Origin of the sequence: Streptomyces sp. TLI_105, assembly GCF_900105415.1 — a bacterium.
In the GTDB taxonomy this organism is placed as follows: domain Bacteria; phylum Actinomycetota; class Actinomycetes; order Streptomycetales; family Streptomycetaceae; genus Streptomyces.
In genome coordinates this window covers 5,732,760-5,745,550 of the sequence record NZ_FNSM01000001.1, presented here as the reverse complement: position 1 = coordinate 5,745,550, position 12,791 = coordinate 5,732,760, and the positions used below count along the sequence as shown (strand labels likewise).

The 12,791-nt window shown below is 70.0% G+C and carries 17 protein-coding genes and 1 pseudogene; 10 read left to right on the top strand and 8 right to left on the bottom strand.

What is annotated here, in order from left to right; translation table 11 throughout:
* Positions 1-232 precede the first annotated feature (232 nt).
* The 4 genes from BLW86_RS26280 (at position 233) to BLW86_RS26265 (ending at position 3,442) form a co-directional block, all read left to right on the top strand.
* Complete coding sequence (locus BLW86_RS26280; protein ID WP_093876320.1) at positions 233-901, top strand: HAD-IA family hydrolase; 669 nt, start codon at positions 233-235, stop codon at positions 899-901.
* Positions 902-1,208: 307 nt separating this feature from the next.
* Positions 1,209-1,859: an HNH endonuclease family protein gene (locus tag BLW86_RS26275; protein WP_093876319.1), complete on the top strand. Its 651-nt coding sequence runs from the start codon at positions 1,209-1,211 to the stop codon at positions 1,857-1,859.
* A gap of 188 nt (positions 1,860-2,047) precedes the next feature.
* Complete coding sequence (locus BLW86_RS26270) at positions 2,048-2,569, top strand: DoxX family protein (protein WP_093876318.1); 522 nt, start codon at positions 2,048-2,050, stop codon at positions 2,567-2,569.
* Positions 2,570-2,812: 243 nt separating this feature from the next.
* Positions 2,813-3,442 (top strand): DedA family protein, encoded by a 630-nt coding sequence (locus BLW86_RS26265; protein ID WP_371129591.1) that lies wholly within the window; start codon positions 2,813-2,815, stop codon positions 3,440-3,442.
* Positions 3,443-3,518: 76 nt separating this feature from the next.
* Here the strand turns inward: BLW86_RS26265 and BLW86_RS26260 are convergent.
* Together BLW86_RS26260 and BLW86_RS26255 are read right to left on the bottom strand one after the other, a co-directional pair.
* A pseudogene (locus tag BLW86_RS26260) lies at positions 3,519-3,725 on the bottom strand (DUF2277 domain-containing protein); the annotation flags it as partial.
* A 116-nt stretch (positions 3,726-3,841) separates the two neighbouring features.
* Entirely contained in the window at positions 3,842-4,066 is a 225-nt protein-coding gene (locus tag BLW86_RS26255) for a hypothetical protein (RefSeq protein WP_093876317.1), read from the bottom strand.
* Positions 4,067-4,254: 188 nt separating this feature from the next.
* Here BLW86_RS26255 and BLW86_RS26250 point away from each other — a divergent pair, with 188 nt between their 5' ends.
* Positions 4,255-5,013, top strand: coding sequence for a GntR family transcriptional regulator (locus tag BLW86_RS26250; RefSeq protein ID WP_093876316.1), 759 nt, complete (start codon positions 4,255-4,257; stop codon positions 5,011-5,013).
* Positions 5,014-5,026: 13 nt separating this feature from the next.
* On the opposite strand, the gene BLW86_RS26245 is transcribed toward BLW86_RS26250, so the two are convergent.
* Positions 5,027-5,260: a hypothetical protein gene (locus tag BLW86_RS26245; RefSeq protein ID WP_093876315.1), complete on the bottom strand. Its 234-nt coding sequence runs from the start codon at positions 5,258-5,260 to the stop codon at positions 5,027-5,029.
* A 363-nt stretch (positions 5,261-5,623) separates the two neighbouring features.
* Here BLW86_RS26245 and BLW86_RS26240 point away from each other — a divergent pair, with 363 nt between their 5' ends.
* A complete protein-coding gene (locus tag BLW86_RS26240) occupies positions 5,624-6,073 on the top strand; it encodes a lamin tail domain-containing protein (RefSeq protein ID WP_093876314.1) in 450 nt (149 codons plus the stop codon).
* Between the two features lie 63 nt (positions 6,074-6,136).
* On the opposite strand, the gene BLW86_RS26235 is transcribed toward BLW86_RS26240, so the two are convergent.
* The 5 genes from BLW86_RS26235 to BLW86_RS26215 all read right to left on the bottom strand — a co-directional run bounded on the left by BLW86_RS26235 (position 6,137) and on the right by BLW86_RS26215 (position 10,759).
* Positions 6,137-6,673 carry a DUF4231 domain-containing protein gene (locus BLW86_RS26235; protein ID WP_256341433.1) on the bottom strand — a complete coding sequence of 179 codons (537 nt, stop codon included), beginning with the start codon at positions 6,671-6,673 and terminating at the stop codon, positions 6,137-6,139.
* 121 nt (positions 6,674-6,794) lie between these two features.
* On the bottom strand, positions 6,795-7,319 hold the full coding sequence (locus tag BLW86_RS26230; RefSeq protein WP_093876313.1) for a flavoprotein: 525 nt from the start codon (positions 7,317-7,319) through the stop codon (positions 6,795-6,797).
* A 79-nt stretch (positions 7,320-7,398) separates the two neighbouring features.
* Positions 7,399-7,773, bottom strand: coding sequence for a DUF6578 domain-containing protein (locus BLW86_RS26225; protein WP_093876312.1), 375 nt, complete (start codon positions 7,771-7,773; stop codon positions 7,399-7,401).
* 430 nt (positions 7,774-8,203) lie between these two features.
* Positions 8,204-9,790 carry a hypothetical protein gene (locus BLW86_RS26220; RefSeq protein WP_143060278.1) on the bottom strand — a complete coding sequence of 529 codons (1,587 nt, stop codon included), beginning with the start codon at positions 9,788-9,790 and terminating at the stop codon, positions 8,204-8,206.
* A 204-nt stretch (positions 9,791-9,994) separates the two neighbouring features.
* On the bottom strand, positions 9,995-10,759 hold the full coding sequence (locus tag BLW86_RS26215; protein ID WP_093876310.1) for a GntR family transcriptional regulator: 765 nt from the start codon (positions 10,757-10,759) through the stop codon (positions 9,995-9,997).
* A gap of 78 nt (positions 10,760-10,837) precedes the next feature.
* Here BLW86_RS26215 and BLW86_RS43325 point away from each other — a divergent pair, with 78 nt between their 5' ends.
* The 4 genes from BLW86_RS43325 (at position 10,838) to BLW86_RS26190 (ending at position 12,708) form a co-directional block, all read left to right on the top strand.
* Positions 10,838-11,116: a hypothetical protein gene (locus tag BLW86_RS43325; protein ID WP_093876309.1), complete on the top strand. Its 279-nt coding sequence runs from the start codon at positions 10,838-10,840 to the stop codon at positions 11,114-11,116.
* Between the two features lie 379 nt (positions 11,117-11,495).
* A complete protein-coding gene (locus BLW86_RS26200; RefSeq protein WP_093876307.1) occupies positions 11,496-11,720 on the top strand; it encodes a hypothetical protein in 225 nt (74 codons plus the stop codon).
* Positions 11,717-12,424, top strand: a complete 708-nt coding sequence (locus tag BLW86_RS26195) for a GntR family transcriptional regulator (protein ID WP_093876306.1) — start codon at positions 11,717-11,719, stop codon at positions 12,422-12,424. The genes BLW86_RS26200 and BLW86_RS26195 overlap by 4 nt, the downstream gene beginning before the upstream one ends.
* A complete protein-coding gene (locus BLW86_RS26190) occupies positions 12,421-12,708 on the top strand; it encodes a hypothetical protein (RefSeq protein WP_093876305.1) in 288 nt (95 codons plus the stop codon). The genes BLW86_RS26195 and BLW86_RS26190 overlap by 4 nt, the downstream gene beginning before the upstream one ends.
* Positions 12,709-12,791: the final 83 nt, after the last annotated feature.

The window sequence follows — 12,791 nt, the reverse complement described above, 5'->3', positions numbered from 1 at the left end:
ACGGCCGACAGCGGTGCCGGCAGTGAGTCGGCAGCGAGCCGGCAGCGAGCCGACGACGGTCGGCGGTGGGGCCCGGCGGGGGCCTACGGCGGTCCGCGGGATCCCAGCACGCGGGCCGGCTGGCCAAGACGACCCCCGGTTTTGTATCGTGAAAGAACAAAGTGGCCCCGCCCGCACTCCCTGACCGGTGGGCGGGACCACTTCGTTCTCCGCGACCCCCTCTGGAGACCCCATGCCTGCCAGCACCCCGGCAACGCTCACCGCCCGCGCCCTCCTCCTCGACATGGACGGCACCCTCGTCGACTCGGACGCCGTCGTCGAGCGCTGCTGGCGCCGCTGGGCGGACCGGCACGGGCTCGACCCGGACGAGGTGCTCAAGGTGGTGCACGGTCGCCAGGGGTTCGCCACGATGGCCGTCCTCCTCCCGGACCGCCCGATGGCGGAGAACCACGCCGACAACCGGGTGATGCTGGCCGAGGAGACCGCCGACCTCGACGGGGTCGCCCCCGTGCCCGGCGCCCCCGCCTTCCTGGCCGCCATCGCGGACCTCCCGCACGCCCTGGTGACCTCGGCGGACGAGGCCCTCGCCCAGGCCCGGATGGGCGCGGCGGCGCTCCCCGTGCCGGAGACCCGGGTCACCGCCGAGAGCGTCGGCGCCAGCAAGCCGGACCCCGAGGGCTTCCTCAAGGGCGCGGCGGCGCTGGGCTTCGCCCCGGCGGACTGCGTGGTCTTCGAGGACTCCGAGGCGGGCATCCGGGCGGGCCGCGCGGCCGGCATGCGGGTGGTGGGCGTGGGCCCGCGCGCGGCGGCCTTCGCGCCGGACGTGCACGTCGCCGACCTCACCCGGCTGCGGGTGGAGCGCGCGGAGGACGGCTCGATCACGCTGACCGTACTGCCGTAGACGCGGCGCTCCCCCTACCCTCGCGCGCGGCCGGATCTTCCGGCCGCGCGCGAGGCGTTTCCGGGGCGGATCACGGGCCCACGCACCCGCCCCCTTTCCCCATCCCTCCTGAACTCCTGAACACGGGCGGAACCTGGCGCTCCATCAGGACCCGCACACCCCTTGATGTGACGTGTCCATGTCGTCACCCTGTTACCTGGCGCACCCCCTACGGAAACCTGGCGCCGCCACGATGACCGGGCCCGACCGCCCGGCACCCCGCGGGGACGGCTGCCAGCCAAGGTCCCCCCACATCAAGGGAGTTCACATGCCCGTCGGCATGATCTACGCGCGTCGACTCGCCGTTCTCGCCACCTCCGCCGCCCTCACCGTCACCGGCCTCCTCGCCACCGCACCGGCAGCGCAGGCCGCCATGCCGACCCCGGTCAGCGCCGCGACCGCCCGTACGTACCTGGCCACCCTCACGGTCAAGGCGGAAGGTTCCACCACGGGTTACAGCCGGGACCTCTTCCCGCACTGGATCACCCAGTCCGGCACCTGCAACACGCGCGAGACCGTCCTCAAGCGCGACGGCGTGAACGTCGTCACCGACTCCAACTGTGCCGCGATCAGCGGCAGCTGGTACTCGGAGTACGACGGCGCCACCTGGACCGTCGCCTCCGACCTCGACATCGACCACATGGTCCCGCTCGCCGAGGCCTGGCGCTCGGGCGCGAACTCCTGGACCACCGCCCAGCGCCAGTCCTTCGCGAACGACCTCACGCGGCCGCAGCTCATAGCCGTCACCGACAACGTCAACCAGGCCAAGGGCGACCAGGACCCGGCGACGTGGCTGCCCTCGCGGACGGCCTACCGCTGCACGTACGTCCGGGCGTGGGTGCAGGTGAAGTACTACTGGAACCTCAGCGTCGACTCCGCCGAGAAGAGCGCCCTCCAGTCCGTCCTCAACGGCTGCTGAGCACCGTTCCGCTGAGCCCGCATCAGCGGCGGCCACCGGGGAGTGAGCCCCGCCACACACTCCCCGGTGGCCGAATGTTGAACTTGCAAGCACTAGTGAGGGGTGCCTAACCTAACGACCTCATCGGTTTCCGTCCCCCCGCGCCCCGTTCCCCACGGACGAGGCCAGACCGAAGGAGTCCCACCCCCATGACCGACCTGAACGCCCCGAACACCGCCAAGGCCGGCACGACGCCCGGCACCCTCGGCTCCCCTGACGCCCCCGCGAGCCTCACCGCCCGTCTGAACCAGGCCCAGCCCTACGCGCTCGGCCTCTTCCGCATCGTCGTCGGCCTGCTCTTCGCCTGCCACGGCGCCTCCTCGCTCTTCGGCGTCCTCGGCGGCAGCGCGACACCGGCCGGCACCTGGCCGGGCTGGTACGCGGCCGTCATCCAGCTCGGCGCCGGCATCCTGGTCCTGGCCGGCCTCGGCACCCGGAGCGCCGCCTTCCTGGCCTCGGGCTCGATGGCGTACGCGTACTTCAAGGTCCACCAGCCGGAGTCGCTCCTCCCCATCCAGAACGGCGGCGAGAGCGCGGCCATGTTCTGCTGGGCCTTCGCGCTGCTCGTGTTCACGGGCCCGGGCGCGCTGGCCCTCGACCGGCTCTTCGGCGCCGGGGAGACGACGGCCGCGAAGGCACGGGAGGATCGGGGCGCGCCGGTCGCGGCCTGACGTACGAGCACGACTACCGGGAGGGGCCGGAAACCGCAGCACGGTTTCCGGCCCCTCTTCCCTGGCCCCGAGTACTGACCGGCCTCTCTTCCCTGGCCCCGGGTACTGACCGGGCCCTCTCCCCTGTCCCGGGCACCGACCGGCCCCTCTCCCCCGGCCCGGGCACCGACCGGCCCCTCTCCCCGGCCCGGCGCCGGGCACCCACCGGCGGTCGGGCGCCCGCCCCCGCGTAGTCTCAGGCCTGTGAATCTGCTCGACAGCCTGGGCTCGCTGCGGTCGCTCACCGCCGGCCCATGGATCTACCCGGTCGTGGCGACGTCGATCCTGCTCGACGTCTTCCTGCCCGTGCTGCCGAGCGGTTTCCTCGTGATCACCGCCGCCACGGCGGCGGCGACGGCCACCGGGGCGTCCACCGGCGTACCGTCGCTCCTCCCCCTGCTCCTCTGCGCGGCCGGCGCCTCGGTGCTCGGCGACTTCCTCGCGTACCGGCTGGCGCTGCGCGGCGGGGCCAGGCTGGACCGGGCGATCGGACGCTCGCGCCGCCTCTCACTGGCGCAGGAACGTCTCGGCACCGCGCTCGCGCGGGGCGGTGGACTGCTCGTGGTGCTCGCGCGCTTCGCCCCGGCCGGCCGCTCCGTGGTCTCGCTGGGCGCGGGCGCGGCGAAGCGGCGGGTCGAGGAGTTCCTGCCGTGGTCGGCGCTGGCGGGCGTGACCTGGGCCTCGTACAGCGTGGGGCTCGGCTGGCTGGGCGGTCAGTGGCTGGGCGCGACCTGGTTCAGCGCGGGGGTGTCGACCCTCGCGCTCTTCCTGGCGGGCGGCCTCGCCGCGTACCTCATACGGCGTCCGGCCGCGGCTCCCGCGCCCGCGTCCTGAGGGCGACGGGCCGAGGCTCCCGCGTCCTGACGACGTCCGGCCGAGGCTGCCGCGTCCTGACGGCGGCAGGGCGCACGCCGCGCACCTCCAGGTCGGCGAGGAGTCTCGCGGTCGCGTCGGCGATCTCGTCCACGGCCCGCTCGAAGACCTCGCGGTTGTGGGCGGCGGGGGCACGGAAGCCGGAGACCTTGCGGACGTACTGCAGGGCGGCGGCGCGGATGTCGTCCTCGGTCGCCTCCTCGGGCAGGACGGGCGGGCGGAGCGTCTTGATGCTGCGGCACATGTCTCCAGTGTGGCGCGGACCACTGACAATCACCCGGGCTCGCCGCGGTCCCGGCCGCAACCGTCCCGAACGACCCGCGATCCCCAGGAACGACCACCCCCGGTCGCCGCTCCCCCTCACCCGCCCAGACCGCGTCTGCTCCGTGCGTTGATCTCGGCGGTGCGGGCGCGCAGTTCGTGGAGGGGCGTGGCGAGCTGGACGTCGACGGGCTCGGCCTCCCACTCGACGCCACCGTGGACGGCGCGGATCAGAAAGCGTCCGGAGACGCTCTCCACATAGAAACCGACCCGCCCCGTGGCGGTGTCGCGGACGAGGTCACCGACCTCGGGCAGTGGCTGCACGCATCCCCTCCGTCCCGGTTCCTGAAGCTTGGGGACACTCAGGGAAGCGCGGCGACCGGGCCCTGTCAACGTATCTCTAGAGATGTCCCCCGATGGATGGATCGACCGGGCGGGACGGCGTACAGGCGTGCAGCCGGGCCGAGGAGCGCGCCGTAGGGTGTCCCGCAGACGAAGGGAGTGGTCCACCCGTGACTGACCAGGACAGCGCTCGTCGGCCCAAGTACCAGCGCATCGCCGACGAGTTGAGAACCGCGATCCAGTCGGGCGCCTTCGCGCCGGGTGAGCGGCTCCCCGGCGAGAACGACCTCATGACGACCTACGACGTGGCTCGCATGACCGCCCGCCAGGCCCTGTCCGTGCTGCGCACGGAGGGGCTCGCCGAGGCGCGCAAGGGCGCCGGGGTCTTCGTCCGGGTCTTCCGTCCGCTGCGCCGCCGGGGCATCCCGCGCCTCGCCGGGGACCGGTGGGGCAGTGGCCGCTCGGTCTGGTCGGCGGACGTCGAGGACCGGGAGCTGGTCGTCGACCAGATCGAGGTGGGCGAGACGGCGGCCGGCGACCGGGTCGCGGGGGCGCTGAACCTGGCGCCTGGGGCACCGGTCTGCGTCCGGAGCCGCCGTTTCGTCCTCGACACGAAGCCGGTGCTGCTCTCCGTGTCGTACCTCTCCGCCGAGCTCGTGCGCGGTACGCCGATCACCGAGCCGGACACGGGCCCCGGCGGCACCTACGCGCGGCTGACGGAGCTGGGGCACCGGCCGGTGCGGTTCCGGGAGGAGATCCGCTGCCGGATGCCGACGGCGGACGAGTCGGACCGGCTCTCCCTGGAGTTCGGGACGCCGGTGGTGCTCATCGGCCGCACGGCCTTCACGGGGCCCGGGATGGCGGTGGAGCTCAACGAGATGACGCTGGACTCGTCGTCGTACGTCCTGGAGTACGACTTCGACGCGTGAGGCCGGACCCGCCTCAGGCTCCGGTTCCGCCCCCGGCTCTGGCCCCGACATCGACACCGGCACCGGCACCGGCCTCGAACCACAGCCCGGGGTCGGCGTGGGCGATGTCGCCGGAGTACTCGGCGGCGGCGAGGGCGACGGCCTCCGCCGGAGTGGTCCCCGGCCCGACGTGGGTCACGACGAGCCGGCCGGCGCGGGCGTCGGCGGCACTCCGTCCGGCCTGCGCCGCCGAGTGGTGCCCGGGCACGGAGCCATCGGCCTCGCAGACGAACAGGTCGCAGACGAGGGCGAGTTCGACGAGCGCGGGACAGGGCTCGCAGTCCCCGGAGCAGACGAGCTAACGCCCGCCTCCGTCCTCGACGCGCAGAGCGAAGGCGGCCAGACCAGACCGCCGTGCTCGACGAGGTAGCCGGAGCAGGCGTTGCCCGGCTGGGGGAAGGGGGTGGCGGACCCGAGGACGGTGATCCGCAGCGGTTCGCTGCCCATGCGACGAGTCCAGGACGGACGACCGGGACTGGCCGGAAGCCGTGCGGAAGAAGTGAAGATCATGCATATCCTGTGTGCGCCGGGCCCCATCGGCGGGAGTCCGGCAGAGAACTGAGGGACATTCATGCTTCGCGTACGTACGCTCGCGGCCGTGACCGCGGCCGCCGCCTCCGGCGTCCTCCTCCTGCCTTCGCAGGCCCAGGCCGTCGGCTCGGTCCATCTGTACAAGATCTACTACGACAGCCCGGGCACGGACAACCGGTCCAACGGCAGCCTCAACGCCGAGTACGTCCAGATACGCAACACGACCGGCGCGGCGGTCAACCTGCGGGGCTGGACGCTGACGGACGCGGCCAACCACAAGTACACGTTCGGCAACTACACGCTCGGCAAGGGCAAGATCGTGACGGTCCGCACGGGCCGCGGCACGAACACGGCCGCGAACGTGTACCAGAACCGTGCCGCGTACGTCTGGAACAACGACCGGGACACGGCGAAGCTGCGCAGGTCGAACGGCACGACGGTCGACACCTGCTCGTACAACTCGACGCGGGTCGACTACAAGTGGTGCTGACCGCGCGGGTCGGCTGACACCCTGCGGGCCCCGGCACCCGGGGCCGGGGCCCGCAGGCGCGCGCTACGTGGCCTCCTCCGCCTCCTGCCGGGCGGCCGGAATCCCGTGCTGCTGCACATCGGAGTCGACCTGGCCGCCGAGGGTCATGACGTTCAGGGTGGCGGAGTTCTCGTTGGCGATGGCCTTCTCGACGCGGGCGACGAGGACGGAGAACGCGTCGCGCCGGCCCAGGTTGCGGTACGGCCCGACCTTGGCCTCGAAGTAGATGCGTTCGTGCCCCAGCAGCTGCTCCGTCGACCGGTAGTTCTTCCACTGCTCCCGGTAGCGGTACACGCTCTCCAGCGAGATGGCGGCGACGACGACCACGCTCAGCGCCGTGGCGGTGACCCGCGCGAACCCCAGGTCCAGGTTCACGAACACCGGGACCAGCGCGCCACCGACGACGGACACGGTCCGCATCCGCAGATGCATCGCCTTCATCCGGGTCGCCTTGGCGTCGTACCACTCCTGATACTGGACGATCCTGGTCTCGATGTACCGCTGCGACGTCATCTCGCCGCCCTGCGACCCCGATTCGGGCGCGTCCCCCACGTCAGACATGCCCGGAGTACACCGGCCAGGACGCGTCCACGTCAACTTCGAGGCACGCCCCCTCAGCTTCGAGGCACGCCCCCTCACCCCTCAACGGACAGCCACCCACTCAGCCGACGGTGGCCGCCCCTCAACCGACGGCCACCCGCTCACGGACGGCATCGAGGGCCGACCGCCACGGGAAGCCCGCCGACGGGTCCGGCAGGAACCCGTCCTCGCCGTACAGCACCGAGACCCCGGCGCCACGAAGGGTCTCCAGGGACCGCTCGAACTGCGGGTGCTGGGCATAGGCCGCGCTCACGCACGGCATGGCCACCATCGGAATCCCCTTGCCGACACCTTCCGCGACCACGCCGACGACGAACTTGTCCACGATCCCGAGCGCCCACTGGTTCACGGTGTTGAAGGTGGCCGGCGCGACGAGGACCGCCGAGGCCTCCGGCCACACGTCCGGCTCGCCGGGAAGCCCGTAGTCCCACCGCACGGGATGCCCGGTGAGCACGGCGAGCCCGTCGAGCGACCCGGCGAGCCAGCGCGCCGCCGTGGGGGTGAGCCCGAGGCAGACGTCCCAGCCGTCGGCCTGCGCGTCCTCGATGACGCGGGCGATGTCGAAAACGGGCTCGGCGGCGCTGGCAAACAAGTACAGAGTGCTCATCCCCTCATCCGACCACACCCGCTCCCGCCACGCCGAAGACCCCCGACCATGATCGCCGGAAGCTCCGCACCGGCCGGCCCTATGCCAGGCGGGCGGTCACCAGATACCCCGCGAAACGAACGCCCGGCCGGACCTCGGCCCACCCGTCCGCCGCCTCGACCGGAACCAGCACGGCCGTACCCGGCACGGGGAAGGCGGTCATGCCCGGGGACGTCTCGTACCGGCAGTGGACCTCGACGATCGTCAGCACCTCCAGCGAGACGGCCACGCGGTCCGGCTCCTGCCCGTGATGCTCCTCACGAAAGTCGATCGCGGGGGCCCACCGCTCCCCGACGACATCGGCGTAATCCTCCGGATCGACCCGCACCAGATCCCACGAGACGACACCACCTGCCGCGAAGCCCTCCCCACAGCACTGCATCTGCCAGCCATCGACCCAAACGGTCACCGCCACACCCCCATGGTCCACCGAACGCCCCACCCACCGCCCCGATGAACACGGAAGACCCCGGACCATGATCGGTCCGGGGCCTTCGTATTGGTGGGCGCGGACGGTTTCGAACCGCCGACATCTGCTTTGTAAGCCTGGCACCGCACACACAGCGGTCTTGACTGGTCAACGGGCGTACACCGACGCTGCGGGCCCCGCACTTGCCTGCACCATCACGGACCCCAATTGACCGTGACTGACTGCTCGATCTGGCATGGATCTGGCACGGACCCCGGCGCCGACACCTGCCTTGTAAGTTCGATCGGCTCGGCTGCATGAGGTCTACTGCCAGGTACTGTCATGGCGCTAGTGACCGCGTAACGCTGCCCGCACCCAACCGCGTGATGTCGATCGCGGATGTCAGATGCGCTGCATGAGTAGCCATGCAGGCCAGTCAGTACTTCTTGACGCCTACATGGTCAACGATGAAGCGACGGTTGTCGGGGTCCAGGGCGAAGTGAATGCGTCCGCAGTCACTATGCGCAACCCCGTCTCGCACCTTCACATGTGGCAGGGTGTCATGCTGTTTACCCCCGTGGGAGGCCCACCGCATCTTCGGATCCTTCTTAATGGTCAGATCGCTCGTTGCCACTTTTAGCCCGTGCTGGGTGGAGAACCATTCGTCAAGGCGCGGCATAGACGGCTGTGGCTGCTCATAGAGGTCTGCTGCCGCCTTGGCAAGCAAGATCAACTGCTCAGTCATTTCTTCATGGAAGCGGTACTGATCTGACTTCCAGCTTCGCTCGGCGTTGGGGGTGAACACGACCCGACCCTCCGAAGCGGCCTCCAGCGCTCGGTATGTGGGAGCCGAGACCCCCTTCTGCAAGTCAGGGATAGTCGCCCAGGGGTCCACCGGTGCTGAAGGGGCACCGCTGGAGACGCGTTCCTGCTCATAGAGCTTGCGCCACCGTATCGCTTCCTCTTCGAATTTGGCCGCGTCAGCAGCCTTGGACACGTGCTCATCCGCTCGGGCTGCCTCCGATATGGCCAGCCCTTCCCACTCGCTGACGCTTTCTTCCAACTCACGTACGCGCTGCTCCAGTGCCGCCCGCTCCGCCGCCGCGTCACCAAGACGACGCGCCTCCTCGACTTGGGCAGCCGCCCGTCGGGCAGCAGTCGCGCGCGCCGACTGCCGAGCCGCGTCCCACCCCCGGTCGGAGCCACGCGCAAGCACGGACAGCTCCGCCAGGGTCCGCATCCAGTGCTCGACCATTCCCTCGACGGCGATCTCAGACCGGGAATAGCGCGGATGAGACAGCCGGAGATCGGGCCAGACTAGAAGAACCCCGCCATCGGGGACCTGCAGTTCAGGAAGTTCCCGCGAAAGAGCCCGGCTGGTTGCGTAGTTGAGGGTGACGACCTGAGCCAGGCCGGCAAGCTGGGACGAAGCCCGTCTGGCGAGCTGCCACGCTGACTCGTCCCGCGGCTGAATAAGCAGAGCAGGCAGCCGGGTGGGAGCCGCCAGCGACTCAGCAAGCACCGAGACCTGCTCGCTCTGGCGGATCGGCTCGAACCGACCGGTCACCACCTGGCTCAGAGTGCGCAGGCTAAGTGCTTCGTCCCCGCATACCCTGCCCAATACGTTCGGCCGGTACAACGACGGGTCTTGGATCGGAGCTAGCCAACCACTCGGGATCTCCTGTCCCATCATGACCCGCAGCGACACCTGATCGGAGACCTTGGCCAGCGTCACCTGCGTGACGAACCGTGCACCACTGTCGATCGGATGCGACAAACGTACCCGCAGCGCCTGAGCAACGTCGCCTGCTTCAACCCACCAACGCACCTGCCTCTGCTCACGGCCGGGCGGCTTGGCAGCCAGCAGCGCCTCTCCTGCCACGACCAGGTCCGCTGCCGTGGGCCCGCCGCTAGGAGGGCTGTTCAGCCACGACGCAAGATGCTCACGCAGTTGCCCAAGCACATCAAAGGAAGCTCCACGCGTCGACGACACGTCAAAATCGACCGCATACAGAGGCTGCATCCACACTCCTGTGCACAGTGCGCACTGATCACAACACCTTTGGCGCAACCGTAGTGCGTGGCCGACCGCAACTGAACAGATCGATACCCATCAGCATGACCTGGCCTAAAGAGATGGGTAGTTCAGCGCCCCTCCGCGCGACCCAGCAACATCAACAAGCTCATGCGAGGGCGTGGCCTGGCCACCCGCCCTAGAGCTGGTGGCCTAGCCCTGCCGTCGACTGACAGGGATTTCGTAGACGATCTCGCACAGGGCGGCAGGAACGACGATGTCAGCCGTCTCCACAGGCCGCCCCTCGTCGCTGTAGTACGTCCGCCGGATCCGGGTGACGAGGGCGCCCTTCTGGATTCCCAGGAGCGATGCCTCCTCGGCGGTCGCCTGTCGCGGCTCGGGCTGCTCTACGGCGTGGCTGACCGTGACTCCGATCTCGGCCATACGGTTCACCACGCCGGCCCCGGCATGCGGCCCGCCCTCTGGCAGGACGACGAGTGTGCCGCCGGTGAGGTCGTACGGCTCCCAACTCGTCGACAGCTGCACGGGCCGTCCGTCGGCGAGGAACTCGTACACGGTCCGGACGCACAGCTCGCCCTCACCGATCCCGAGCCGCGCAGCGATCTCCGCCGGCGCGGGCACCTTGGCATCGGTCCGGCTCTCCCAGCCGCCGTTCCTTCCCACGGCCTTCATGTCGGCCCGGAACGGTGACCCATCCGGCTGCTCGCGCGCCGCGGACCGCACCATCCGCACCCGCCGCCGGGGCTCGGCCACGTAGGTCCCGGATCCGGCCCGTCCCTCCAGTACTCCTTGGGAGATCAGCAGCTCCTGGGCCCGACGGACGACGTTCTCGCCCACCCCGCACTCCTGGCCGATCTGGGCCCGCGAGGGCAGCCGGTCTCCAGGGGTCCACTCGTGCTCCGCGATCCGCCGCCGCAGTTCTTCGGCGATGCGGAGGTAAGGCGGCTGCTCAGGCATATGGAAAATCTAGTCCACTAGCTCTAATCTAGTTAACTAGCTTCACTCAAAGTGATCGCCGGTGACGGAGGCTGCCCTGTGCCTGCTTCAGAAGTAAGCGCGGAGGCCCTCGCCGCCCGGTTGTCAGCCGTCGGACTCACCACACGCGTGGAAGAGCACCCGCGGCACACATCGATCGAAGCAGAGGTACCGGAGTCCCTCCCCGCCGAGACATGGCGGGAGGTCCTGGAAGTCGTGGCTGCGGCGGACCGATTCGGTCTCCTGGCCACCAGCCTTGGCGGCCGCACCCTCTGGGCCGCCGTGAACAAAGCGGTCCCCGCGACGGGCGACGTCCGGGGACCTGGCCATCAGCGATAGGAGCTGATCAGCGTGCTCAACCGTATCCGCCGCGTACTCCACCCCACCAGACCGCGGCACGCCCGAACCGCCCGCTCCCACAAGCCCTTACGCCCCAACACCCTGCTGGGACAGGCCATCACCCGCCCCGAGGATACGACCCTTGTCCGCCCACGCGTCCCCACCACTGAGCACCTCCAGCTCACGCCGGCGGAGGCAGCCTGATGCCCCACGCGAAGCCCACCCCGTACCGCTCGTCTCGGTGCCAGATCGGCACCCACCACGAGTGCGTCCACTCCTCCCCTACAACGGCCCCCGTCGACATCCCGGTGATCTACGAGGCATGCGCCTGCCCCTGCCACACACCGGCGACCACCCCGCCCCGCCCGGAGGCAACAGGATGAAGCCCTGGACCCCGACCGGCGCCGTGGTCGCCCCCATCGAGATCACCTCGATCAACGTCCAGCGAGGCGACGTCATCCAGATCGGCGGCCAGCCCTGCCGAGTAGCTGACCTCCGCCAACTCCCCCTCGGCGCCAAACACCTCCTCTTCGAAACGGGCGAGCAACTGACCATGCACCCCCGCACCCGCCTGGTCGCCCTCCGAGTCCACAAAAGGTGGTGACCACGACCGTGCCCACCCTCCGCGACACCATCGCCAAAGACCTCCGCACCCAGATCACCACCGGCCACCTCAAGCCCGGCACCCGCCTCCCCTCGGAACCCAAGCTCGCGGCTCACTACAAGGTCAGCACCCCGACCATCCGCCAGGCCCTCGCCCTCCTCCAGGCCGAAGGACTCATCGAGAAGACCCACGGCAAGGGCAACTTCGTCCGCCCCACCCTCCGCCGCATCACCTACACCAGCGGCGCCCGCATACCGTTCACCCCCGACCTCCAGACCACCATCCGTACGGCCACCCTCCGTGCCCGCGGCCACATCAGAACCCTCCTGAAGGTCCCGCCGAACACCCCTCTGACCGAGTTCCACTGCACCACCTATGAGGGCGAGACCCCGCGAAGCGTGGCCCGCATCTACGTCCCCCGCGATCTCGCGCCGGCCGCACACCTTGGCTCGTGCACGTGGCCCGGTGGCCGGAACGCGGACTGGGTGAAGGCCCAAGAGACGGTCACCGCCCGCCTCCCCACCCCGGAAGAGGCAACGACCCTCCGCATCAGCCCCACGCGGACGGTCCTCACCATCACGAGTGTCGCCATCAACTCCACGGGCCGCGTGATCGAGGCCGTGCTCCTGGCGCTCCCTAGCGATGCCGCAGACGCGGTCTTCACCACCCACCCGACACCCAAGGAAAGGGAGATGGACAGGTGACCTCCCGTAACGAGCTGCGGCTCCTCCCTTGGTCCGGCCCCGACGGCAAACCATGCTTCCTGAGCACCGACGACAGCAACAGCTACCTGTCCCGCCTGGCCGACAGTCTCGAAGCAGCCTCCCTAGACCTTGCGGCTGATGCCCTGGAGCACGCGATCGAGGTGCTGAGCCTCACGGAGCCCGACCTGGCGAACCTGCGTGCTGCGTCCACAGACCTCGCGCAAGCCTTGGGACAGGCGCTACGTGTTGCAGAGAGCCGTGGCCGTCGGCTTCCGCAGGTGTAATCCTCGCCAGCAGCAACGAGAACACCGCTTCCTCGGAACACGTCAGGCCGTAGGAACCTCGCTTGCGCCATCAAGATGCCCCC